Origin of the sequence: Sporosarcina sp. (assembly GCF_029257255.1) — a bacterium.
Classification (GTDB): domain Bacteria; phylum Bacillota; class Bacilli; order Bacillales_A; family Planococcaceae; genus Sporosarcina.
This window is the reverse complement of the sequence record NZ_JARICI010000009.1, coordinates 31,619-56,143: the sequence shown is the minus strand read 5'-3', so window position 1 is coordinate 56,143 and position 24,525 is coordinate 31,619. Positions and strand designations below refer to the sequence as shown.

The window sequence follows — 24,525 nt, the reverse complement described above, 5'->3', positions numbered from 1 at the left end:
CGAGAGGTGGATGGAATAATGGAATATCGTATTGAGCATGACACATTTGGTGAAATTAAAGTACCTGCAGACAAACTGTGGGGTGCGCAGACACAGCGCAGCAAGCAGAACTTCAAGATCGGCGGCGAAAGAATACCGCTCGGTGTCATCCAGGCATTTGCCCATCTGAAAAAATCGGCTGCCATCGCAAGCCATTCATTCGGCAACTTATCCGAAGCCAAAATGAAAGCAATCAAAGCAGCAGCAGAAGAAGTTATCGAAGGCAAATGGGACGAGCATTTCCCGTTAGTCGTCTGGCAGACAGGAAGCGGCACGCAGTCCAACATGAATATGAACGAAGTACTGGCTAACCGCGGCAACCAATTGCTTGAGGAGTGGGGCGAGGAAGACCGCCTGCACCCGAACGATGACGTCAATAAATCCCAAAGCTCCAACGACACATTCCCGACAGCACTTCACGTGGCGGGTGTCATCGCAATCGAGCGCGAGGTATTACCGGCAATCGATAAGTTAAAAGAGACATTGCATCAGAAATCCGAAGACTTCATGGACATTATCAAAATTGGCCGTACGCACTTGCAGGACGCGACGCCATTGACGCTTGGACAGGAAATCAGCGGCTGGCACAAAATGCTAGAGAAGACGCGCGGTATGTTGGAAACTAGCGTCCAGTCAATGAAGGAACTGGCAATTGGTGGTACAGCAGTCGGTACAGGACTGAACGCACCTGCTGGATTCGGCGAGAAAGTGGCGGAAGTGATTTCGAAATCTGTCGGCATTGAATTCACGTCTGCTGAAAATAAGTTCCATGCATTAACGAGTTATGATGAAGTTGTCTACACTCACGGCGCGTTGAAAGCATTGGCTGCCGATTTGATGAAAGTAGCGAATGACGTGCGCTGGTTGGCGAGTGGTCCCCGTTCAGGTATCGGCGAAATTACGATTCCGGAAAACGAACCGGGCAGTTCCATCATGCCGGGTAAAGTGAACCCTACGCAGAGTGAAGCATTGACGATGGTCGTTGCGCAAGTCATGGGTAACGACACGACAATCGGCTTCGCAGCAAGCCAGGGGAACTTTGAGTTGAACGTCTTCAAGCCGGTTATCATCTATAACTTCTTGCAATCTGCGAAATTGCTTGCAGACGGCATGATCAGCTTCAATGATAATTGTGCAGTCGGAATTGAACCGAACCGTGAAGAAATCGACAACAAGGTGAAAAATTCCTTGATGCTCGTAACAGCTTTGAACCCGTATATCGGCTATGAAAACGCGGCTAAAATCGCGAAGAAAGCACATAAAGAAGGCACTACGCTGAAAGAAGCAGCACTTTCTACCGGTTTATTGACAGAAGAGCAGTTTGACGAATATGTCGATCCAAGCAAGATGACAGGCAATAACTAATTGTCACGAAATTGTACGCTCGTTTCCCGTGCCGACCTTGTATACTGAAGACATTACGTCTATACAAAAGGAGCTAGAATATACATGAAAAAGAAATACCTTGCAGGACTGGCTGCGCTGACATTGGCGCTTGCAGCATGCGGAAACGGCGCAATAGAGAAGCCGGCTGAATCGGATCAGTCAGATGTTCGGGCTGAAACCGAGCATGGACACATCGAGCATTTGGCAAACGGTGACTTGCAGGAAATCACTGCGTCTGCTGATGTTTTGCCATCTTTCTTAGATGATAAGCCGGAAGATATGCGTCTGGTCTATCAGGTGGCGGGCAAGGCGACGGAAGTTCTTCAGTACATGCCATGCTATTGCGGCTGCGGCGAAAGTGCGGGCCACGAGAGCAACATGAACTGCTTCCTTGATGAAGTGCGCGAAGACGGCTCAGTTGTCTGGGACGACCACGGCACACGTTGCCAAGTTTGTCTAGAGATTGCTGTGAAATCCGTGCAAATGAAGCAGGATGGCAAGTCTATGAAGGAAATCCGTGATGCAATTGATACGGAGTACGGCCAGGGCGGCTATGCGAAGCCGACAGATACACCAATGCCTGCTTAATAGAAGAAATATATACTGCAGATCTGCTCAAGTGAGTGGGTCTGCAGTTTTAAATTAGGAATGGAGCTGACTTCCAATGAAACACGTACTGAAAGATTGTTCTCATGAATTCAGCGAAACAGCTGTTGTTCATGAAGTCTTTGCACTTGGTGAACCTGAAGGAACTTTGTTTGAAATTGAATTTAGATTGACGTTTTCGTATGGGTTTCTAGAATATGGCCACAACTTTGTCTGGTTGAATGAGGATATCGAGACATTACTTGTGCAGCTGAATGAAATTGGCGAAGAAGCATCAGGAAATCTCAGTGCGCTGTCACCTGGTGTCTCATTCTCTTATGAACGATATGAACATGAACCAGATACCTACTTTTTCAGTGTCTTCATGGACGCAGGATATATTAATTCTTATATGGGAACGGATTCAGGTCTGGGGATTACCTTAAGGACAACCTTAGAAGAAATCAAGGAGTGGTTTGAAAATTTCATCCAAAAAAAGGAGGGATGAACGATATCGCTCCCTTTTTTAAATGGCGCCCGAGAAGTTTCTCGAGCGCCAATCCATCAAGCATCTTATACCATTCGTCTCTTCAAATACTCTTCTAATCCCTGACTCCTTAGCTTACAAGCTGGACATACCCCGCAACCTTCAGCCTGGATACCGTTATAGCAAGTCAGTGTGCGCTGCTGAATGAAATCAAACGCATCGAGTTGGTCGGACAATTCCCAGACGCCTGCTTTATCCAGCCACATCAATGGGGTATGGGTGACAAATTCTGCGTCCATCGCTAAATTCAATGTCACATTTAATGATTTGACAAATGTATCACGGCAATCGGGGTACCCACTGAAATCCGTTTCGCTGACACCTGTTACTAGATGGCGTGCTCCAATTGCCTGCGCGTAGACGGCCGCGAATGAAAAGAACAGATGATTGCGTCCTGGAACGAATGTAGACGGCATGCCGCCAGCTTCTTCTGTAATTTCTATATTGTCCCGCGTTAACGCATTTGCGGATAGTTGATTGATCAACGTCATGTCCAAAACTTTGAATGAAACACCCAGTTCTTCTGCAATCTGGCGTGCGCATTCGATTTCTGCATGATGACGTTGGCCGTAATCAAATGTCACGGTTGCGACTTCCTTAAATTGTTTCAATGCCCAAAATAGGCAAGTGGTGCTGTCTTGGCCACCGCTGAAAACGACGACTGCTTTTTCTTGTTTCATACGTATTCACTCCTAGTTTTTTTTGAGAGGGATTTTTCGAACCTCTTTCTTCCGCAACCATCATACCATAGGAGCAATAACGAGAAGGTCCGTTCGTTTCATTGGAAATAAAGAGGGGTATGATATAATTTACTTACAATGAAGCAGGAGGGGATTCGGTTGATTCGTTTTGTTCAATTTGAAGATCAATACATACCGCAGATGGCGTCGCTGCTTGCGGCGAGACACCAGGATGAACGTCAGCGTTTTCCGTTTTTGCAGGAACGGTTTGAAGAGCAGGATCAAGCAGAAGAACATTTGCGGGAGGAGATGGCCAAGCCTTATGCAAGCGGACTTGTGACGCTTCGTGACGATGAGGTCATCGGGTATCTGCTGTATGAATATCGTGAAGACGCGACGCGGGGCCGTACGGTGTATATTGGCTATCCGTCGTTCGTTATTCATGAGGACGAGCATCCGCGGTTGGCGCGTCTGATGTATACCGAGGCAGGAGCGGAATGGGTCCGCAACGGATATTTCGAGCATGTGGTGGATGTTCCGGTCGGCCATGATGAATTAATATTTGAGCTTCTCGAGCAGTCGTTTCATTTCGAGAAGCGTTTTGCGGCACTTTCATTGGAAAGTTATCGGGCGCAGCCGGGTGAGAACAGTCTTGTGACGATGAAGGAATTGGCGGCTGAAGAGCAGTCGATGCTTGATCATATGGCGTCATGGAACAGCATGCATCAGGCAAAAGCACCTGCGTGGAGGCCGATTACACAGGAAGCGCTGAATCATGAGCGTTCTGTGATGAAGTCATACCAAGGCAAAGAAGGAACGAAAAGCTGGGTGGCAGAGCAGGACGGCGTGCCTGTTGCGTTTCATCTGTATACGCCTGCAGATGACAGACATGCGATGACGACGCCGGGTAAAGCAGCGGCGCTCATCCAGGCAGCAACGAATATCGACATGCGCGGACAGGGAATCGGGAAATCGATTGCCAATCACAGCTTCACGCAAATGAAAAAAGCGGGCTATGAATACATCATGACAGACTGGTATACAGCTAACCATCTGGCATCTTATTTCTGGCCGAAGCTCGGATTCCGCTGCTATATGATTCGTATGGCGCGCACGGTAGATGCCCGAATCGCATGGGCGGACGGACAATGAGCGGGGGAAAGTTCGTCTCATCCTGGAGCGGTGGAAAAGATTCTGCGCTTGCTGCTTACAGAGCGATAAAAGCCGGCAATACGCCGGCTATGTTGTGGACGATGTTCGAGAAAGACCAGAGTCATTCCAAATCACATGCGCTGCCGCTAGAAATTGTTCAGGCGCAGGCCCAGGAAATCGGCGTCCCGTTAATGATCCGAAAAGCAGACTGGGCGGGTTATGAGACACAGTTCATAGATGCCATGCGTGTGTGCAAAGCACATGGAATTCCGCAGGCTGTTTTCGGAGATATCGATCTAGAAGACCATTTGCTTTGGGTGCAGTCGATGTGTGCGAAAGTCGGTATAGAGGCAGTGCATCCTTTATGGGAAGAGCCTCGGCGCAAGCTGTTGGAGGAGTTCATTGCGGAAGGCTTCGAAGCGTATATTGTCGTAGTCAACACAAAGATGATGCCGGCTGAATTTATTGGACGGCGCTTTACGGTCGAATTAATGGATGAACTCGAAGCGCTTCATATCGACAGCTGTGGGGAATCGGGCGAGTTCCATACGGTCGTTGTGGATGGGCCGATTTTTAAGGAACGGATTCCTGTCGTGATGGGCGAGACAATTGAAAAAGATGGGTATGTATTTTTAAGATGTGCATTGGGAAAAGACACGGCTGCGGAATAAACGCGGCCGTGTTTTTTGCTTTATAGTTTTTCCGTAATCGAATGATTCTTTTTAAAAGCCACCGCAACTACAGCCAGGCTGAATGCTGTCAGAGTGATGATCAGCAGCGGCCATAAGTTTTCTGCTACAGCTTCTTCAGTACCTCCGAATACGATGGCGAAATAACCGTCTGCGCCGTATGTGGCGGGCAGGAAAACAGCCATCTTTCGGTAGCCTTCTGCTAATAATTCACGGGAAACGAGTACCCCTGAAGTCACGAGCTGCAGCGACAGAGCAAGAATATTGAAGACCATCCCCAGATCGCCGAATAAAAAAACGAAAACTTGCGCGAATGTCAGGAAACTGAGAAACAGCATGCTTTGAAACAGATAGATCATTCCGAATGATTCCTGTCCGTCGATGCCGAATAGTTTCATCAGGCTGATGGTCAGCAGGGGCAGCAGCAGTGCTACCGCCAGATTAATGATCTGCCTGCCGAAGAACAAGCTCCATTTCGGGCAGCCTGACTGAATGGAAGCAGCTGCTTCATTTATTTGCATAATCATGACCATTGCGCCGGCGAATGAGCTGATGATGACCATTAACGGTATAAGATTTGCGGAGAATTCCTTCACATCATTTGTTTTATGAACCACTGTTTCCATTGGTTCGGAATGAAGGAAGCCGACAGCAGCTGTGATCTCCTCTTCAATCAATGCGGCAAAGGGGGGATCAAGCGGAAGCCGTCTTGCAGCTTGTGTAATCCCGTCAGTTACCGCTGTTTTCTGCAGAGAGAAAAGTTGGTGATTCAGCTCCCTGCTTACTTCCTGTGCGACTTGCTGCATCATGGTTTTGGTGGAAGAGGCGTTTGCTTGGTTGATCCAATACGCTGCAGAAGGTGTTTCTCCTGATTGGAGAGAGGCGGAAAAATCTGCAGGAATGTGAATGATCATATGGACGGTGCGCTTGTTCAGATCTTCGGCAGCCTGTTCGAATCCGCTATATTCCTTAATTGGAAAAGGCACTGATTCAGTCAGTTGTGATGTTAGTTTTGTTGCCTGTATATCTTCATTCACCAAAGCGATGGACAGGTTTTCTGTACGCTCTTCTACGCCATGATAGGCCGTCAGCCAGACAGAGAAGAAAATTACTTGGAATAAAATAGCGGCGGAAATCCCCAAATACGTTTGTTTCACCTGTAAAAGTTTTTTTAAAGCATTCATTTTTTTAACCTCCTTTAGTATGTAAGTACTTACTTGCATAATAGGTAAATTTTTTTCTAGGGAGTTAAGCCCCTAGAAAAAATGGAGACGCTGGTGGTCAATATACTGTGAATATCTGCATTTGACACGTTTGTTCCCAGCCGGACATGGGAAATGAAGTGACCGAAATTCAAGGCAATGAATGAAAGTGCCACTTCCTCTTCGTTCAAGCCGGTCGTTTTTCCTCTGTTTTTCATTTCAATAAAATATTGAACCAGATGCTCTTTGAGTGAGCGGGGTACCCGGGCCAGTTCTTCGTCAATTTCAGGGAATGTACCTGCTTCTTTAAAGGCGATGAGTACTAACTCTTTGATGGGTAGCATGGACTCGAAGTATTTCATCGAAAAATGAAGCAGGTCTTTCTCCAGTTCGTAGTGCAGATCAAACTTCAGAACATCCTGGAAAACAGGTATGTAGGAAAACTGGTCAACAATCGCTTTCAGAATGCCTCGTTTGTTTCCGAAATGCCGAAAAACAGTGACTTCATTGACCTCGGCAAGTTCAGCTATCGAGCGTGTCGTGGCGGAAGCATATCCTTTTTCACTAATTAAGCGGACTGCCGCATCCAAAATACGTTCGGATGTATTACGTGTTGTCATGATCAGACACCTCCCTATGCATGTAAGTGGTTACTTGCATGATAACATGGGAAATTAAAAAAGACAACAGAGGTTTATAGGCGGCGTTTACGTGCCATAAACCTCCAGCATCAAATATGTGAGTCACAGATAGATAGTCTTGGCAGCCTCATAAACAGCAGGTGCGGCATGAAGCCGTATATGCTCCAGCATTTCTGCAGTTTCCGAAAATCGTACCGTCTCAATTCTGCCATCAGTCCATTTGCGGTTGAAGCGCTCTTCGTTGATGGAGAATGTGCCGTCTTCCAGGGTTTTCGCGACCAGCAGCGTTTTGTTGAATGGGGAATCCGGATGTGTATGAATCAGTTTTTTAATACGGTTCAAATCATCCCATCCGACTGTGTCTGGCTCGAACGCATAACGCAGCGCCCATCCGTCCTCGGTTTTACGTTCACAGACGATTGAGCCACGGTCGGTTTTCTCTGTCCGCAGCCGGTAACTGTCGGCAGGGGAACTGACCACTTCACCATCCAGTGCGATCGGGGCCATCGACAGATTGTTGCCGGAACCGCTGTCCAATAAATGGAGCGTTCCTTTATAGTCGAAAAAATTCACCGTATGCGTGCGGTCCAGAATCCATCCATTTGCGTCTGCTACGGTGGCAGCGGCAAATGAAACGTCAAATCCTAATTCCCTCAACACAATATGCAGCAGGCCGTTGAGTTCATAGCACACGCCGCCGCGTCCCCGTTTCACCATTTTATCCAGCAAAAATTCTTCCGTAATCGGCTCTTCATTGTTCAGCAGGACATCCAGATTTTCGAACTCGAATAGCCGCGCGAACAGTGTCTGTACTTGACTGATCTTCTCAAGAGGGGAGCCTGTGAGATCCAGCTGATCAATAATCCGTTGAGGCATGAATCATTCATCCTTTCTTCCAATATGTTTCCTTTCATCATAGCAGATGTATTTGAGGAAACGCGCGAAAGTTGAGATTCGTTTGGACATACGCTGCTGTTCTCGCAATATGCTAAACTGAAGTTAACAAATAACTCAGACTTAAAGTGAAGGAGGGAATGCGGGTGAATGTGATCGAGATAAAGGGACTGACAAAAGTCTTCGGTAGGCATCATGCATTGGATGGACTGAATCTGGAGGTGAAACCCGGGGAAGTGTTTGGTTTCATTGGTCCGAACGGGGCGGGTAAGTCGACGGCGATCCGGGTGCTGCTCGGGATGCTGCGTGCGACTAACGGCAACGCGACCATTTTCGGTAAAGATGTATGGAGGGATGCGGTGGAGATCCATCGCCGGATTGCTTATGTGCCGGGGGATGTGAATCTGTGGCCGCAGCTGACGGGCGGTGAAGTGCTCGATTTATTTGCGGGTCTTCAGGGGCAGGCCAATAAACAGCGCCGTGATGAATTGCTTGTACGTTTTCAGCTGGATCCGACGAAGAAGTGCCGGACCTATTCAAAAGGAAACCGGCAGAAAGTGGCGCTGGTGGCGGCATTTGCATCAGATGCAGAGCTGTTTTTGCTGGATGAACCGACTTCCGGTCTGGATCCGCTGATGGAGCAGGTCTTTCAACAGTGCGTGGCGGAAGTGAAGGCGCAGGGCAAGAGTGTCCTGTTGTCGAGTCATATTTTATCAGAAGTCGAGAAGTTGTGTGATCGTGTCGGCATTATTCGGCAGGGCCGTTTGATTGAATGCGGCACATTAAGTGAGCTTCGGCATTTGACCCGCACACACTTGAATGTTGAGACAAGAGAGCCGTTAGTTTCGCTTGCAACTTGGGAAGGTGTGCATGACGCAGAGCAGACGGACAACGGCTGGACTTTTCATTTGGATTCGGAGGAACTGGATCCGACAATGCGGAAGTTAAGTGAGTACGGCATTTTGAAGTTGGAGAGTGCGCCGCCGACGTTGGAAGACTTATTTATGCGGCATTACGACACGCAGAATGAAGTTTCCGCGGAAAGTGGGGAACGCTGATGGCGGTAAAAGGCAGCCTGCGCTTATCCCGCTTCATTTTGAGGCAGGACCGGATGCGTTTTTTGTGGTGGCTTTTAGGGATAACGGTGATGACACTGCTTGTACCGGTTTCATTTGCTGAATTGTATCCGACGCAGCAAGGTCGTGACGTGATGGCAGAAACGATGCGAAATCCCGCCATGACGGCGCTCGTCGGACCGGGAAATCTGGATGATTATACACTCGGCGCGATGGTGTCGCATCAGATGCTGCTGTTTACAGGTGTTGCTGTTGCGGTGATGAATATTTTATTGATGGTCCGTCATACACGTGCGGAAGAAGAGGAAGGACAGACGGAATTGCTGCGCGCTTTGCCTGTTGACCGTGGATCTCAATTGATGGCCGCAATGATGGTGCTGTTCGGAATGAATGTACTGCTGGCAGTGCTCGTTAGTACAGGACTTTCAAGTCTTTCATTAGAAAGTATGGATGTATGGGGATCAATTTGGTACGGTACCGCGCTTGGAGCTGTGGGGTTATTTTTTGCAGGAGTTACGGCGGTTTGTGCGCAGTTGTCCGAGAGTGGGCGGGGAGCGGCGGGGCTTTCATTTGCAGTGATGATTGCCGCTTATTTGCTGCAGGCAATGGGTCTGGCATGGTTTACTCCGTTCGGATGGCTGACGTCTGTTCAACCATACAGCGACAATGACGGCTGGGCGGTGCTGTTGCTCGTGATTGGAAGTCTGCTGCTCGCAGGAACTGCTTTTATACTGCATGACAAACGGGATTTGGGTTCGGGCTTTTTGCCGTCACGAAAAGGGCGTGCGCATGCCTCCGTTTTCCTGCAGAACCCGTTCGGACTGGCGTGGAGATTGCAGCGGACTGTGTTTATTTCCTGGGCGGTGGGCATGCTGGTTCTAGGCTTGTCATATGGTTCGATTCTTGGGGATCTGGAATCGTTTTTTGAAGGAAATGAACTGCTTTCGAATATGCTCATTAGCGACTCTGACAGCTCATTGGCTGCTCAATTTCTGCCGATGCTGATGGCGGTGCTTGCTTTCATCAGTACGATACCGGCACTGCTTGCGATGCATAAACTCGCTGCGGAAGAACGGAAGTCCCGTTTGGATTTATTGCTGGGAAGAGCAGTTTCACGAATCAAGCTGATGGCTTCATTTGCAGTGCTGGCAGCGGTCAACGCATTCGTCATGCTGACGCTTGCTGCGGTCGGTCTTTGGGGGGGAAGTGCGGCTGTTATGGAAAAACCGTTCACTTTTGACACCGTAATCACGGCTAGCTTGGTTCATTTTCCGGCAGTTGCGGTCATGATTGCCATCAGTGTATGTCTAATCGGCATCTCTCAAAAAGCAACCGGCTTTGTCTGGATATATCTGCTTTACAGCTTTATAACGCTTTATTTAGGCGGTCTGTTTCAGCTGCCTGACTGGATGGAAAAACTGTCTCCCTTCGGCTATGTTTCTAAACTTCCGATTGAGGAAATGAATTGGCTGGCTTCAGGCGGATTGTTTGTCACAGCTGCAGTCTTATTACTATTAGGTTTGCATCAATATCGCAAGCGGGATGTGGAAGGATAGTGACATCCGCTGTTTCAATTGATGGTAGAAGATTCTGAACTCACCTATTGACCTATATACATTTGTTCCATAAATTGCTAAAATAGTGGCAACTAGTGTAAGTTGAATTAAACTTTTTATATAAAAAGGGGTACTATGTCAGACCTACTCAGTTGATTGGAGTGCAAGGCGGCGACTCTGGGATCAGCCCGCCGCGGGCCCTCCTGAACGCGTCCGCCTGGAACGGAAATCAACGGTACTAGATAACCTCCGAAATGTAGGTTTTAAAATTCAATTTATATAGTATAGCCAAACATTATGAGGAGGGAAAATATGAAGAAAACTGTACAGATCGCAGTATGGACAGCCTTGTTATTGCTATTATCCTTCGTTACTGCAGAGTCCAATCAAGTGTCTGCCAAAGAATTCAAAGATGTACGGAAGAGTCATCCGAACTATGAAGCTATCCAGTCGATGCAAAAGGCAGGCTATATCAACGGCTATCCAGACGGGACATTCCGCCCGAATGAAAAGATCAGCCGCAAGCACGTGGCGAAACTATTGAATGAAGCACTGAAGCTGAAAAATCCGGCTTCCAAAGCAGTTTATTCGGATGTGCCGAAAAATCATCCGTATTACACACCGATCATGAAGTTATCGCAGGCGGGGATTGTGAGCGGATCAAACGGCAAGTTTAATCCGGATGCGCCAATTACACGGATTCAGATGGCGAAAGTACTGGATCTGGCGTTTGAATTTAACATGACGACTCAGCGTGCATTTGAAGATGTATACAGCAGTCACTGGGGATATACACATGCGAATGCGCTGTATTCAAGCGGTGTAGCAAAAGGGGACAAGGGGAAGTATCTGCCTAATGCACCAGTAACGCGTGCACATTATGCAGAGTTTTTGAATCGCTCAATCAAGTCGGTTCAATCACGTCCGAACACAACAGCGGTAACGAAAGATAAAGCATGGGACCTGTCTAACCGTCTTCCGCACCAGATTGAAATGGCTCTAGTTGAAGGAAAGAGTAAAAAACAATCGTTTAATAAGATCCGTCCCAAATTGCTTTCATTCGCGACAAAGGAATTCACAGATGATCTTCTGAAAGAATATTATCCAAACGTCTGCACAGAGTGTGATTCATTCCTGTTCCCGACGCTTTATTTTGAACCGAATATCCGTTTCGATTTCAAGCAGCCAACACCTGAAACACTGCATGTCCAGACGATAGAGCTTTGGGACGGTTTGGCACAAGGTGGATTTGTTGATTATACTTTTAAGAAAAAGTCAGGCAAGTGGAAGCTCGACGGCTATACGTATAAAACGGTCGGAACTAAGAATTTCCAATTGACGTCCGAGGAAGCCAAAAAAATTCTAACAGAGTCTTATATGAGCTATGGTGCCCGTTACGTCAATGTCTCATATGTATCTCAACAGTCAGCAAAAGGTACGGATTATTTCACAAAAAAACCGTACACATACACCGTCTATAAATTTACGGTAGAAACAGATAAAGGCCGTGAGAGTGCGGCAGTCCATTCTGCTAATGGGATGGTTGAATAAATAAAACGAAAATGCAGGCTGGTTATATACAGCCTGTTTTTTCTTTTTCTGAATGAAAAAAGGTACTTCTTAGCTTGGCGGAAGTACCCAGAATTATATGGTAGATAATTCTGAATCATGAAATTCTATAACTTTGTCTTCAGGTATCTGACAGCTTCTTCATATAACTCTTCTATATAGGGGGACCGGCGATACCTGATCATCTGTAGGAAAATGTGCTATATCGACTTTTACTTTAAAAAAGCCAATAAAAATAAAGTATAAAGTGTTTCTAGTACATATAGAGTAGACGAGTAGAGACTAAGTAGGGTTAAGAGAAAAAGTATTGTGAATATTTAAATATGGTGTTAAGATAAGTGGAAATAAATCTAAACGTTTACATTTAGGTATTTAAAAGGTTGATTTGGCTACTATATAGTACATAATTTTTGAAAATATTCTTAATAAGAATCTAAACGTTTACATTTGAGTGTAGTGGGAGCTGTATTATATGAAAAGTGATTCAAAACCAACTATTCAAGACGTGGCAAAGCATGCGGATGTTTCAATAGCCACTGTCTCTAGAGTAATCAATAATCAAAGTGGTGTTCGGGAAGTTACAGAGAAACGAATTTTGAATGCGATTAAGGAATTAGGATATGTTCGAAGTGCTGTTGCAAGAAGCATGAAGAAAAAAGAAACAAAAATGATTGGGATCATCATACCTGATATCAGCAACCCGTTTTTCCCAAAGGTGGTCTCTGGAATTGAACAGCAGGCTAGAAAAAAAGGTTATTACACCATGTTAAGTAATACGAGTGAATCTCCTATTGTGGAAAAAGAAATTATAAACATGTTAGTAGAAAGAGGAGTGGACGGTATAGTCATTACGACTGCAGATGAAAACGGAGAGCAGTTTCAAATATTACAGGACCAAGGGATTCCTGTTGTTGCGCTAGATCGAAGTATCAACCAATTTGAGTTTGACACGGTTTTAATCGATAACATTGATGGGGCCTATCAGGCAGTCAAACGTTTAATTTTACAAGGGCATAGAGAGATTGCGATTATTTGCGGGCCGTTAAATACAACACCTGGAAGAGATCGTTATGCAGGTTATATGAAAGCACTTGCAGACTATGATATTCCGCTTAATGAGGAGTTTGTTGTTCAAGGCAGTTTCTCGGAAGAGGGCGGTTACGCTGCGACACTTTCATTGAGTCAGCTTGATGCAAAACCAACTGCTGTATTTTCATCAAATAACTTAATGTCTATTGGATGTATGAAAGCACTGCAGGATTCGGAATGGGAACTAGGAGAAGAACTAGCATTCATAGGCTTTGATGATATTGAGATTGCAACATTCACAAAACCAAAACTATCCGTTGTTTCAAGACCGATGAATACTTTAGGTGAATTGGCATTTCAATTATTGCATGAACGGATTCAAAGCAATGAAACCTTCTCACCGAGGAATTACTTATTAACTCCAGAGTTAATAATTAGAGAATCCTGCCGTGTGGCTAAAGATGACTAAATAATAGAAGGGGTTGTTTAGAATGAGAAAAGGGGTTATTTTACATCCGATTATTAATCAATTACTTACTGAAACAGGGCATACGGATACCATCGTAGTGACGGATGCAGGATTGCCGATTCCCATAGGGCTGCCACATCGAATTGACCTTGCCTTAAAAGAAGGCTTTCCAAGATTCCTTGATGTTCTGGACACGGTGTCAGCTGATCTAATCGTAGAGAAAATTATCTTGGCGGAAGAAGTCAAAGCTGTTAGTTCCGCAATGCATGATGAAATCATTAGACGGTTTCCTGACACTCTAGTTGAATATGTGCCTCACGCGCAATTTAAGGAGCAAACGAAAAATGCCCGTGGTGCAATACGATCTGGAGAATTCACACCTTACGCCAACGTAATCCTAGTGGCCGGTGTCGCTTACTGATAACGATAGGAGGTGTAAGTATGGGATCGAAAGCTTTAGAAATGATAGGTATAACAAAGGAGTTTCCCGGTGTTAAGGCACTTGACGATGTATCCATTCATGTGAATCGCTCAGAAATCTTAGCACTACTGGGTGAAAATGGAGCCGGTAAATCCACTTTGATGAAAGTCTTGGCGGGAGTTCATCAACCTAGTGAGGGGAAAATCAAAATTAATGGTCAAGAGGTATCAATTAATGGGCCGAAACATTCACAAGAATTAGGGATCAGTATTATCTATCAAGAATTTAATTTAGTGCCTCATATGAGTGTTGCGGAAAATATATTTTTAGGCAGAGAACCAAGGTTTACGACAGGTGTTATTGACCGTAAGCGTTTAAGAAGTGATACGGAGCAGTGGTTGGAAAAGGTTGGACTTTATTCCTTATCACCAAATGCGTTACTCTCTAGCTTATCCATTGCAGAGCAACAATTGGTGGAAATTGCGAAAGCGCTCTCATTTGAATCCAATATTATTATTATGGATGAGCCCACGGCAACTTTGAATGAAGAAGAGACTGAGAAGCTGCTACATATAATAAGAGGTTTAAGAAGCCAAGGTTTTGGTGTTATTTTCATTACACATCGTCTTGAAGAGGTGGAAAAAGTAGCGGATCGAATATCTGTTTTACGTGATGGAAAGTACGTAGGTAGCGAATTGCTACAAGATATAGATCGACATCAAATGGTTACTATGATGGTGGGGAGAGAGTTAACAGACTTATTTCCTGTGCCAAACAAGTCACAAGATGAATTGGCGTTAGTTGTAGAAAACTTATCCGTGAAGGATCGCTTAGTTGATATAAATTTCTCTGTGAAAAAGGGGGAAATCCTGGGAGTCGCTGGATTAATGGGCTCTGGTAAAACGCCTCTTTCAAAGGCATTATTTGGACTTTATCCAGATATGCAGGGAACAGTAAAGGTGGGAGGAAAAAAAGTAACTCAACCCCGCGAAGCGATTGACGCAGGTTTAGCGTTAGTCACGGACGACCGAAAAGATGAAGGACTAGTTTTAGGGATGTCTGTTTATGAAAATTTATTGCTCCCATCGTACAGAAAAATATCCTCGTTTGGTGTGTTGCAAAAAAGAAAGAAAGAGAAAATTGTGGATCGGTGGATAAAGGATCTAAAGATTAAAGTTCACCATTCCTCAGTTGAAGTTGGAACGCTAAGCGGGGGAAACCAACAAAAAGTAGTTCTAGGAAAGTGGCTTCAAATGGAACCAGATGTTTTGATTTTAAATGAACCGACAAGAGGAATTGATATCGGTGCAAAAGCTGAGATTTATCAAATTATGTGTAGTCTTGCAGAGCAAGGGATTGCAGTTATTCTTATTTCTTCTGATATGCCTGAGTTATTAGGTCTTAGTCATCGCATGTTGGTCATGAACGAAGGCGCTATTGCAGCCGAATTGGAAAAAGAAGACTTTAACCAAGAGAAAATATTCCAGTATGCAGCAGGAGGGGAAATACATGTCTAAGGTTGTATCCGTTAGTAAACAAGAACCTGAAAAAGTAAAGAACAAGATAGATTGGATAAACTTTTTAGAGAAATATCGGGTGGTATTAATCTTTCTCGTTCTATGCATTTTTGCCGGATTCTTATCAGATGCATTTTTCACAACAAGCAATATTATGAACGTACTGAGACAAGTTTCGATTATTGCAATTATCGCTACCGGCATGACGTTGGTTATTTTAATTGCAGGAATCGATTTATCAGTAGGGGCTGTCATGGCTTTTTCAGGTGCGATTTTAGCAGGTGTGTTGACGGCCGGATTGCCTTTATGGGTAGCCCTCGTTGCTTCTACTGCAGTGGGTTTATTATTTGGATTAATTAATGGTGTCATTGTTTCGAATTTCGGCGTTCCCTCCTTTATCGCTACTCTCGCTATTATGGTTATAGCTAGGGGCATGACGTTAGTTTATACAAAAGGATATCCGCTTGTAGTTAATAATGAAGCGTACCGTTTTATTGGAGGCGGAAAGATATTTGGCATCCCAGTCCCAATCATCATCATGTTTGTCGTTATAGGCGTGATGTTTTGGGTACTGAAATATACAAGCTTTGGCAGATATATTTACGCAATTGGTGGTAATGAAGAAGCTGCTAGACTTGCAGGGATTCAAGTACGCAGCATTAAAGTAGCTGTCTTCGGTATTGCAGGTTATCTATCAGCAGTGTCAGCAATGATTTATACATCAAGACTAATGTCGGCACAGCCAACAGCAGGTACGGGTATTGAATTGGATGCGATTGCTGCAGTAATTATTGGTGGTACAAGTTTAGCGGGAGGAAAAGGAGGCGTCATTGGTACATTAATTGGTGCTCTAATAATGGGAGTGCTTGATAATTTATTAAACTTAATGAACGTTTCACCGTTTTATCAGAACATAGCAAAAGGACTTGTTATTTTGATTGCTGTTTTAATCGACAGCAGATTCTCTAAACTAAAACGCTCATAAGGGGAGAAGACCATGAAAAAGATAGTAAGTTTACTGACCGTTGTAGTAATGATGGTACTATTAGTTGGTTGCAGTATGGATGATGACTCGTCGAGTACAGGGGGAAAAGAAAAAGCGCCTAATGATAAGTTAAAAGTAGGGCTGGCCATGAACACGCTAAATAATCCATTCTTTGTAGCCGTGAAAGAAGGAGCAGAAACACAAGCGAAAGAACAGGATGTTGACTTGATTGTAACAGATGCTCAAAATGATCCAGGTAAACAATTATCTGATATTGAAAACTTACTTCAACAAAATATTGATATTTTAGTTATTGACCCAGCTGACAGTGATGCTATTGCTCAAGCGGTGAAAAAAGCAAATGAAACTGGAATTCCTGTATTTACAGTGGATCGTCAATCCAATGGCGGAGAAGTAGTGACGCACATCGGATTTGATGCTATTAAATCAGGTAATCTAGCAGGGGATTTCTTGAAGGAAACACTAGAGGGAAAGGGTAATATAGTGGAAATACAAGGGATACTTGGAACAAATGTCGGGCAGCTCCGAAGTGAAGGCTTCAATGAAATTGTGGATGGAACACCAGAATTTCACGTCATTGCACGTCAATCAGCGAACTTTGATAGAGGTGACGCAATGAAAGTAATGGAAGATATTCTTCAGGCTAATAAAGAGATTGATGGAGTATATGCTGCAAATGATGAAATGGCGTTAGGAGCTTTAGCAGCAATTGAGGCAGCGGGACGAGTGGATGAGATTGTGTTGATTGGTTGTGATGCAATTGATCCATCCTTAGACGCTATCAGAGCCGGTAAAATGAATGCTACGATTGCTGAACCTCCATTCTTCTTAGGAAAAGAAGCAATTGATACAGCTATTAAAATCGCAGCTGGAGAACAAGTAGAAAAGGAAGTGATCTTGGACTCTAACTTGGTTACACCCGACAATGTGGATACAATCAAAACAAAGTAAAGGTGAGAATATGACAAATGTACTTGTGATTGGTAGTTATGTAACAGACTTAATGACTCTTACACCTAATTTACCGAAACCAGGAGAGACGGTTCTTGGTGGACCTTTTAAGATGGGGCCGGGCGGAAAAGGTGCAAATCAAGCTACTGCTGCCGCGCGTAGCGGTTCAAATGTAACGTACATGACAAAGTTAGGGACAGATTTGTTTGCGGAGCAAGCGTTGAAACATTTTAAGAACGAAGGCATGAATATTGATTACATTACACAAGATCCAGACGAAATTACTGGGACAGCACAAATCATTGTGGACCAGTTTAGTGAAAATTGTATTGCGGTTGCGCTTGGAGCTTGCGGGAAAATCACAAAAGATGATGTTTATTCAATGGAAGAAAAGTTTGAAAGTGCAGATATTGCCTTGGTTCAATATGAAACTAGTATGGAAGCAATTCAAACTGTTATCGAGCTGGCAACTAAGCATGATGTACCGTTAATTTTAAATCCGGCTCCTTACCGTGAATTTCCTTTTGAATTGCTGAAGCAAGTAACGTATATCACTCCCAATGAAATTGAAGCCTCGGAGCTGAGCGGTATTACTGTTATAGACGAGGAGTCAGCTGAAAAGGCAGCCAAGAAAATAGCTGAATTAGGCATTCCGACTGTAATCATCACAATGGGGAAGCAAGGAGTGTACTACTACGCAGGGGAGGGAACGGGAGCGTTCGTTCCATCTTTCAGTGTTGAGGCAGTGGATACTACTGGTGCAGGAGATGCATTTAGTGGTGGGCTAGCACATAGTTTAGCCGCAGGTATTTCGCTGAAGGACTCAATTCGTTATGCCAGTGCAGTAGCGGCTCTTTGTGTAACTAAATGGGGAACCGCACCTGCAATGCCGACCAAAGAGGAAGTAGAACAATTTTTAAATCAGAACGGAGTCGACTAAAATGACAGTAGTAAATGAATATATCGACCATACATTATTAAAGGCTGAGGCGACCAAAGAACAGGTTGAGAAACTATGTCGAGAAGCTACTGAGTATCATTTTGCGGCTGTTTGTGTCAATCCAGTATATGTAACACTCTGTACGGAACAATTAAAAGAGACAGAAGTGAATGTCTGTACAGTGATTGGCTTTCCTTTAGGAGCCAATAGAGTAGACGTGAAGAAATTCGAAGCAGAACGAGCGATAGCGGATGGAGCCCAAGAAATAGACTACGTCTTAAACATTAGTGCTGTGAAAAATCAGGATTTTGATTTAGTGGAAGATGAAATGAACGAGATGGCAGCTCTGAAAAGGAAATATCCTAATATAGTTTTAAAGTGTATATTTGAAATATGTTATTTAACTTCTGATGAGATCATAAAGCTTTCTACAATGGCCAAAGATACAGAGTTGGATTTCATAAAAACATCCACAGGCTTTGGTTCAGGCGGCGCTACGGAGGAAGCTGTGCAGATCATGGACAAGTACTCTGGCGATAAAATCAAGGTTAAGGCTTCGGGAGGTGTACGGACGTTAAAGCAATTTGAAACATATAAGAAGCTAGGTGTTTCAAGAATAGGTACGAGTAATGGTGTGGCTATTATGAATAACACATCAGGTTCACAAAACTATTGAATTGATATGAAATAGCAGTCCGGGCCAGCCAAGGTCTGTACTGCTATTTTTTCTTGGGGTGAATATCATAAGAAATCTGTTCAAACTTCCCTCAAACCCTTCAACTCCCTAACCAGCCCAATGCCCTCTTCACAAACTCCATAATCCCGCCAGGAACAAGTTTTACACACAACCGCAATATCCTCCGGCACAACGTGCGTCCGGATCCGTCGCTCCACTTCGCGCCATGGCAGCACATCGCTGTAAGTCAGGCCAAGCTTCTTCAATATTTCTGAATCACGTACGTAGATCCCTTTGTCTTCGCAGTGATAAGGCTGGTCGTCAGGGAATTTGGCGCACAGATCGTCGGTCCCCTGGATGACTTGGATCATCGTGTCGGGCTGTTCGCGCAAAATCGTGTGGACCTTCGTCATATTCTCCACGTATTCTTCCGAGTAGCCCATTCCGCGATAGCCAAGTAAGCAGAATATATGATGGCCGCGCAATTTAATCATCTGAAACCGCCTCTCTTTTGTGGTGCCTGTGTACGAAACAACTTAGAAATTATTCTGAATTCTTTTGGAATTGTGTGGCGCACAGGCACCACTCAGGGCACCACTCAAGGAACCATTCAATAGTTTTCCAGGAAGTCTCTCATGCTCCGTCGGATATGATTTTCTGTTGCTTCTCTTGCTTTGTCTGCATTGCCGGAAAGTATTGCGTCGACAATTAGTTTGTGCTCCTGCATGGATTTATTCATCTGTTCCCCGAGCATCTCGGCGAGGTGAGGGGGCAGGCCGTTCCACATTTGGTCAAGGAAGGACTGTAGGCGTTCGCTGTCGGAAGCTTTCCAGATGATGCGGTGGAAATGCTCGTTGGCGATGATATAATCTTTTGTTTGACCTTCAGCTACAGCTGTTTCAATATCCTGCTGTACTTCGCGGAGCTCGTCCTTGTCGAAGTCTTTTTGGCTTGCTCTTGCCGATGCTTCGCCTTCGAGCATGGCGCGGATGTCGTAGTGATCTTCGATATCTTTATGGGTAATTCCTTTAACAGTGACCCGACGTTTTTGATTAGTCGTCAGGAGACCTTCGCGCTCGAGAGCGTAGAAGGCTTCGCGGACGGGCATTCTAGAGACATTTAGTTTAGTAGCGATATCTTCCTGAATTAATTCTTCCCCGTCTTTTAAGTCACCGTTAAAGATCGCTTTCCGCAAAGTCGCGATGACTTGATCCCTCGTGGATAGTTTGGCAATCGGTTTCATTTGGACATGCACTCCATTCGTCTATTCTCTCCATTATATCGATTCTTTAAGGAAATTCTACAACAAAGAAAAATAGATTGACAACTTAAAAAAGTCACTATAATATTGATACAGTATTCTGTATCCAGAATCCAAAGGAGGAAGAATCCATGTTACCACTTGAGGGAATTACAGTTGTTTCATTGGAACAGGCTGTTGCAGCTCCGTTTGCTACTAGACAGCTGGCAGATCTCGGTGCCAGAGTCATTAAAATAGAACGCCCAGTCAGCGGCGATTTTGCACGACACTACGATACGACAGTTGACGGCATGTCCAGTCACTTTGTCTGGATCAATAGATCAAAAGAATCTTTGACACTGAACTTGAAGAGTGATGAAGGAAAAGAAATCCTACACAAGCTTTTATCAGAAGCAGATGTTTTCATACAGAATTTAGCGCCGGGTGCAGTTGATCGTTTAGGTTTCAGCCCGCAGTTGTTGAAAGAGAAATACGAAAAACTGGTTGTTTGCGGCATTTCAGGCTATGGTTCTTACGGGCCGTATGTCGATAAGAAAGCGTACGATCTGCTGATTCAATGTGAAGCAGGACTTGTGTCAATCACGGGAACAGAAGATACACCATCGAAAGCCGGCATGTCTGTAGCGGATATTGCGGCTGGAATGTATGCGTATACAGGAATTTTGACAGCAATCATTCAGCGCAGCCGGACAGGCAAAGGTTCTGTATTTGAAGTGTCTATGCTTGAAGCACTTGGGGAGTGGATGGGCTATCCGCTTTACTATTCACATTACGGAGGCACAGAACCGGCCAGATCGGGAGCAAGTCACGCAACAATCTTCCCGTACGGACCATTCCCTGCGAACGACGAAAAGTTTGTCTTCTTCTCCATACAGAATGACCGCGAATGGGCTTCATTCTCAGAAACAGTTATGAAGCGCCCGGATCTGATTACGGATGAAAAGTATAAGACCAATTCAGCCCGTGTGGAAAATAAAGAAGAACTGAAGCAAATCATTGAAGAAGGTTTCGCTGCCTACACTGCAGATGAATTAATCGAGCTGCTGGAAAAAACAAAGATTGCCAATGCGCGATTAAATTCGGTTGAAGAATTCGTTCAGCATCCGCAGTTGAAGGCCCGTAACCGCTGGCGTGACGTGGCAACGCCGAACGGCATGATTCAAGCATTGCTGCCACCTGCGACATTTGAAGATTTTGAACCTGTGATGGAAGCGATTCCGTCGGTCGGGGAACATACAGACAGCATCTTGCGCGAATTTGATTTTGATGAAGAATTCATTCAAAAATGTAAGGACACGAACACAATCTGAGGAGGGCTGACGATGTTAGTACGATCATTTCTATTTGTTCCAGGAAATAATGAAAAAGTGATTGCCAAAGCAGAGCAGTTGCCTGCCGATGTCATCATTTATGATTTGGAGGACGCCGTGGCACCCGATCAGAAAGCGGACGCACGGGAGAGAGTATGCAACGCTCTCTCAGCGACTGCAAAGTCTGTGATTGTGCGCGTCAATTCCATGGAAACACCATACTTTTTAGAAGATATCCACGCTATAGCAAATCTGAAAGCGGATACACTTACAGCAATCATGCTGCCCAAGACGAATCGTAATACAGATGTTGTAGCGCTGGACTTATTACTGAATTCATTGGGGGTACCGGCGAATGTTGGGATTCTGCCTTTGCTTGAAACAGCACTTGGTGTGCAGAATGCCTTTGAAATAGGAAGTTCTTCTGATCGTGTGAAGCGTCTGGCGTTCGGTTCTGTAGATTTCGGTTTAGATATCGGAGCCACGCTGACGGCGGAAGGAACGGAATTATTGTATGCACGTTCCAGAATTGTCCTGGCTTCCCGTGCTGCTGAACTGGAGAAACCGATTGATACGGTTTTCGTTGATTTCAGAGATACGGAAGGACTTGAAAAAGAGGCTTTGATGGTGAAGGGACTTGGTTTCGGCGGTAAGCTGGCCATTCATCCGATGCAAGTCGACTGCATCAACGCAATCTTTCAGCCGACCCAGGCTGAGAAGGATCAAGCTGCAGAAATCATGGCATATGTAGAAGAACACGGCGCTGCGGTGTTCCAATTAAACGGCAAGATGGTCGATGAGCCGATCATCAAGCGGGCAAGACAGATTTGCGAACTAGCAGAGATGCTGGATTCGAAACAACAGGGGGAAAACTGATGGCGATTGATGAGAATAAAACAACCATGGATTATAATGACAATCCATTATTGTCACGCAAGATCACGATTTTTAATTTACCGATCGGCTGGTTCTTAGGCTTTTCGGCCATTGCGATCGTAAGTATGTATATGGGCGTTCTGCCGCCGGGATTGATCGGTGCTTTGCTGATCATGATTGTACTCGGTGAGCTGCTCGGCTTTATCGGCGATCATACGCCAATTATTAAGACGTTCCTTGGAGGAGGCGCAATTGTCGCGATTTTCGGTTCGTCTTATCTGGTCTACTCGGGCTTAATGCCTGCCGGTACCGTTGAAAGCATTACAGAGTTTATGAAAGCTGGCGACTTCCTGAATTTTTATATTGCTGCATTGATTACAGGCAGTATTTTAGGAATGAATTCAAAAGTGCTTCTGCAGGCGGGTCTGCGCTATGCGTTTCCGTTGCTTGCGGGAATTGTGGGAGCTATTGTCTTGGCGGCTATTGTCGGGAAAATTGTCGGATTTTCTATCCAGGATTCAGTACTCGTTATGACACTGCCAATTATGGGTGGAGGTCTCGGAGCGGGAGCTGTGCCTATGGCGGAAGTGTATTCTGAGCTGCTTGGGAAAGATACCAGTTATTACATGTCATTGTTAATCCCTGCTCTTGCACTTGGTAACGTGTTCGCGATTATTTTAGCAGCAGGCTTGAATGTCTTGGGCAAAAAGTTTCCAAGTCTTACAGGCAACGGGCAACTGATTAAAGGATTCACTTATGAACAACCGGTGTTGAAAGCGGATTTCGGCAAGATGGGTGTTGGACTGCTCGTAGCGGCTTCCTTCTATATGGTTGGTACTATTCTTGGTCAGTTCATACCGATTCATCCATATGCTATTATGATTCTGACTGTAGCGATCGTGAAAGCAACCAATCTATTGCCTGCTTTCATTGAAGAAAGTGCAAGTCAGTGGTATCAATTTGTTGCAAAGAACTTTACGCTTGCTCTATTGATTGGGGTTGGGGTAGTTTACACAGACTTAGGTGCAATTCTTTCTGCTCTGAGTATCCAATATGTAGTGATCGTAATGGGTGTAGTTCTAGGTGCCATTATCGGTGCGGGTCTGGTCGGCAAACTTGTCGGTTTCTACCCGATTGAAGCAGCGATCACAGCAGGTCTTTGTATGGCCAATATGGGTGGAACAGGTGACGTAGCTGTTCTTTCTGCAGCCAAACGCATGGAGCTTATGCCGTTTGCCCAGATTTCATCCAGACTCGGCGGTGCCTTGATTATCCTGCTCGCTAGTTTACTGGTCAATATCTTCGTATAATAGACGAACAGACAGCAGTATGAACCTTTAGTGGTTGATGCTGCTGTTTTTTATGTCTGGAGGTGGCGGAGCTTTATACGTCGAACTCTGAGGACAGAGGTTCAAAACGTGAATGGATCGGTGAGTATGAGCTGTTTATCCAGAACACCGTCCCGCAGCAGACATCCAGCATTTGCGGGAAAGGCGGCAGCTTGTCTGCTGCAGACCGCAAATCGATCATGGACGAATTCGAGCTGCTCAAACTGCCACAGCAGGCGGGACTTGGAAATTTTGATTATGATTATGCCACGAAAGAAGAAATGGACAACATCAGATACCAGCTGTCCTAATTGAAAATCATCTTATCGTAGCAAAGTACTTCATTTTAGCTTATCATAGAGGAAAAGATTTCCTGTTCCTCAAGTGGAAGTATACAACAATGTGAGGTGGCTTTATTTTGAAAAAGTGTGAGAACTGCGGTAAGCAGTTTGACTGGAAGACGACTTTCACTTCTCTGTGGCGAAATTATACGCCGATAGCATGCAGTGAGTGCGGGACATTGCATAAAATCACCCCGCTTGGCCGGTTGACTTTTGTTTCAATGACCATGTTTCCGGCGGTGCTTTTTGGGAGTTCATTCTCAGATAATCCACAATATGCGTTGATACTGGCGGGTGCATGTTTTATTGTACTTATCGGTTCCATGTTGGCGCCGTTTGCTGTCAGGTATAGAAAAGCTTTGTAATTAGAATAAAGGGGAGTTA

Annotated in this window: 26 protein-coding genes and 1 riboswitch; of the genes, 20 read left to right on the top strand and 6 right to left on the bottom strand. The window is 44.9% G+C overall.

Translation table 11 applies throughout. The annotated features are described in order from the left end of the window. Positions 1-18 precede the first annotated feature (18 nt). From fumC to Q1J64_RS02320, 3 genes are all read left to right on the top strand, one after another. Entirely contained in the window at positions 19-1,404 is a 1,386-nt protein-coding gene (fumC, locus tag Q1J64_RS02330) for a class II fumarate hydratase (protein WP_301107487.1), read from the top strand. A gap of 84 nt (positions 1,405-1,488) precedes the next feature. Continuing rightward, positions 1,489-2,013, top strand: a complete 525-nt coding sequence (locus tag Q1J64_RS02325) for a PCYCGC motif-containing (lipo)protein (RefSeq protein WP_301107486.1) — start codon at positions 1,489-1,491, stop codon at positions 2,011-2,013. A gap of 76 nt (positions 2,014-2,089) precedes the next feature. Then, positions 2,090-2,518, top strand: a complete 429-nt coding sequence (locus Q1J64_RS02320; protein WP_301107485.1) for a hypothetical protein — start codon at positions 2,090-2,092, stop codon at positions 2,516-2,518. A 65-nt stretch (positions 2,519-2,583) separates the two neighbouring features. On the opposite strand, the gene queC is transcribed toward Q1J64_RS02320, so the two are convergent. Further along, positions 2,584-3,237, bottom strand: a complete 654-nt coding sequence (gene queC, locus Q1J64_RS02315) for a 7-cyano-7-deazaguanine synthase QueC (protein ID WP_301107484.1) — start codon at positions 3,235-3,237, stop codon at positions 2,584-2,586. Positions 3,238-3,243: 6 nt separating this feature from the next. Continuing rightward, a riboswitch (PreQ1 riboswitch) is annotated at positions 3,244-3,288 on the bottom strand. Between the two features lie 108 nt (positions 3,289-3,396). Here queC and Q1J64_RS02310 point away from each other — a divergent pair. Further along, complete coding sequence (locus tag Q1J64_RS02310; protein WP_301107483.1) at positions 3,397-4,389, top strand: GNAT family N-acetyltransferase; 993 nt, start codon at positions 3,397-3,399, stop codon at positions 4,387-4,389. Beyond that, entirely contained in the window at positions 4,386-5,060 is a 675-nt protein-coding gene (locus Q1J64_RS02305; protein WP_301107482.1) for a Dph6-related ATP pyrophosphatase, read from the top strand. The genes Q1J64_RS02310 and Q1J64_RS02305 overlap by 4 nt, the downstream gene beginning before the upstream one ends. A gap of 20 nt (positions 5,061-5,080) precedes the next feature. Here the strand turns inward: Q1J64_RS02305 and Q1J64_RS02300 are convergent, their stop codons facing one another. From Q1J64_RS02300 to Q1J64_RS02290, 3 genes are all read right to left on the bottom strand, one after another. Further along, positions 5,081-6,262: a YhgE/Pip domain-containing protein gene (locus Q1J64_RS02300; protein ID WP_301107481.1), complete on the bottom strand. Its 1,182-nt coding sequence runs from the start codon at positions 6,260-6,262 to the stop codon at positions 5,081-5,083. A gap of 56 nt (positions 6,263-6,318) precedes the next feature. After that, positions 6,319-6,900 carry a TetR/AcrR family transcriptional regulator gene (locus Q1J64_RS02295; protein WP_301107480.1) on the bottom strand — a complete coding sequence of 194 codons (582 nt, stop codon included), beginning with the start codon at positions 6,898-6,900 and terminating at the stop codon, positions 6,319-6,321. Positions 6,901-7,023: 123 nt separating this feature from the next. Further along, on the bottom strand, positions 7,024-7,797 hold the full coding sequence (locus tag Q1J64_RS02290; RefSeq protein WP_301107479.1) for an arylamine N-acetyltransferase family protein: 774 nt from the start codon (positions 7,795-7,797) through the stop codon (positions 7,024-7,026). Positions 7,798-7,961: 164 nt separating this feature from the next. Here Q1J64_RS02290 and Q1J64_RS02285 point away from each other — a divergent pair, with 164 nt between their 5' ends. From Q1J64_RS02285 to deoC, 10 genes are all read left to right on the top strand, one after another. Next, positions 7,962-8,873 carry an ABC transporter ATP-binding protein gene (locus Q1J64_RS02285; RefSeq protein ID WP_301107478.1) on the top strand — a complete coding sequence of 304 codons (912 nt, stop codon included), beginning with the start codon at positions 7,962-7,964 and terminating at the stop codon, positions 8,871-8,873. After that, positions 8,873-10,447: an ABC transporter permease gene (locus Q1J64_RS02280; RefSeq protein WP_301107477.1), complete on the top strand. Its 1,575-nt coding sequence runs from the start codon at positions 8,873-8,875 to the stop codon at positions 10,445-10,447. The genes Q1J64_RS02285 and Q1J64_RS02280 overlap by 1 nt, the downstream gene beginning before the upstream one ends. A 312-nt stretch (positions 10,448-10,759) precedes the next feature. Continuing rightward, positions 10,760-11,998, top strand: a complete 1,239-nt coding sequence (locus Q1J64_RS02275; protein WP_301107476.1) for an S-layer homology domain-containing protein — start codon at positions 10,760-10,762, stop codon at positions 11,996-11,998. A 490-nt stretch (positions 11,999-12,488) separates the two neighbouring features. Next, positions 12,489-13,514 (top strand): LacI family DNA-binding transcriptional regulator, encoded by a 1,026-nt coding sequence (locus Q1J64_RS02270; RefSeq protein WP_301107475.1) that lies wholly within the window; start codon positions 12,489-12,491, stop codon positions 13,512-13,514. Between the two features lie 22 nt (positions 13,515-13,536). Further along, positions 13,537-13,935, top strand: coding sequence for a D-ribose pyranase (gene rbsD, locus Q1J64_RS02265; RefSeq protein ID WP_301107474.1), 399 nt, complete (start codon positions 13,537-13,539; stop codon positions 13,933-13,935). Positions 13,936-13,955: 20 nt separating this feature from the next. Then, entirely contained in the window at positions 13,956-15,452 is a 1,497-nt protein-coding gene (locus Q1J64_RS02260) for a sugar ABC transporter ATP-binding protein (RefSeq protein WP_301107473.1), read from the top strand. Continuing rightward, positions 15,445-16,437: an ABC transporter permease gene (locus tag Q1J64_RS02255; RefSeq protein WP_301107472.1), complete on the top strand. Its 993-nt coding sequence runs from the start codon at positions 15,445-15,447 to the stop codon at positions 16,435-16,437. Before Q1J64_RS02260 ends, Q1J64_RS02255 begins: the two co-directional genes overlap by 8 nt. 12 nt (positions 16,438-16,449) lie before the next feature. Continuing rightward, positions 16,450-17,409: a substrate-binding domain-containing protein gene (locus Q1J64_RS02250; RefSeq protein ID WP_301107471.1), complete on the top strand. Its 960-nt coding sequence runs from the start codon at positions 16,450-16,452 to the stop codon at positions 17,407-17,409. A gap of 10 nt (positions 17,410-17,419) precedes the next feature. Next, positions 17,420-18,349 carry a ribokinase gene (gene rbsK, locus Q1J64_RS02245; RefSeq protein WP_301107470.1) on the top strand — a complete coding sequence of 310 codons (930 nt, stop codon included), beginning with the start codon at positions 17,420-17,422 and terminating at the stop codon, positions 18,347-18,349. A 1-nt stretch (position 18,350) separates the two neighbouring features. Further along, positions 18,351-19,025, top strand: coding sequence for a deoxyribose-phosphate aldolase (deoC, locus tag Q1J64_RS02240; RefSeq protein WP_301107469.1), 675 nt, complete (start codon positions 18,351-18,353; stop codon positions 19,023-19,025). An 80-nt stretch (positions 19,026-19,105) separates the two neighbouring features. Here the strand turns inward: deoC and Q1J64_RS02235 are convergent, their stop codons facing one another. Together Q1J64_RS02235 and Q1J64_RS02230 are read right to left on the bottom strand one after the other, a co-directional pair. Next, positions 19,106-19,519, bottom strand: a complete 414-nt coding sequence (locus Q1J64_RS02235) for a DUF1284 domain-containing protein (protein WP_301107468.1) — start codon at positions 19,517-19,519, stop codon at positions 19,106-19,108. Positions 19,520-19,635: 116 nt separating this feature from the next. Further along, positions 19,636-20,280 carry a GntR family transcriptional regulator gene (locus Q1J64_RS02230; protein WP_301107467.1) on the bottom strand — a complete coding sequence of 215 codons (645 nt, stop codon included), beginning with the start codon at positions 20,278-20,280 and terminating at the stop codon, positions 19,636-19,638. 137 nt (positions 20,281-20,417) lie between these two features. On the opposite strand from Q1J64_RS02230, the gene Q1J64_RS02225 reads away from it, so the two are divergent. From Q1J64_RS02225 to Q1J64_RS02205, 5 genes are all read left to right on the top strand, one after another. Continuing rightward, positions 20,418-21,596 (top strand): CaiB/BaiF CoA transferase family protein, encoded by a 1,179-nt coding sequence (locus Q1J64_RS02225; protein ID WP_301107466.1) that lies wholly within the window; start codon positions 20,418-20,420, stop codon positions 21,594-21,596. A 12-nt stretch (positions 21,597-21,608) separates the two neighbouring features. Continuing rightward, positions 21,609-22,472, top strand: a complete 864-nt coding sequence (locus Q1J64_RS02220) for an HpcH/HpaI aldolase/citrate lyase family protein (RefSeq protein ID WP_301107465.1) — start codon at positions 21,609-21,611, stop codon at positions 22,470-22,472. Then, positions 22,472-23,782 carry a 2-hydroxycarboxylate transporter family protein gene (locus Q1J64_RS02215; RefSeq protein ID WP_301107464.1) on the top strand — a complete coding sequence of 437 codons (1,311 nt, stop codon included), beginning with the start codon at positions 22,472-22,474 and terminating at the stop codon, positions 23,780-23,782. The genes Q1J64_RS02220 and Q1J64_RS02215 overlap by 1 nt, the downstream gene beginning before the upstream one ends. Positions 23,783-23,844: 62 nt before the next feature. Continuing rightward, positions 23,845-24,111, top strand: coding sequence for a hypothetical protein (locus Q1J64_RS02210; protein WP_301107463.1), 267 nt, complete (start codon positions 23,845-23,847; stop codon positions 24,109-24,111). A 107-nt stretch (positions 24,112-24,218) separates the two neighbouring features. Then, positions 24,219-24,506, top strand: coding sequence for a TIGR04104 family putative zinc finger protein (locus Q1J64_RS02205; protein WP_301107462.1), 288 nt, complete (start codon positions 24,219-24,221; stop codon positions 24,504-24,506). Positions 24,507-24,525 lie beyond the last annotated feature (19 nt).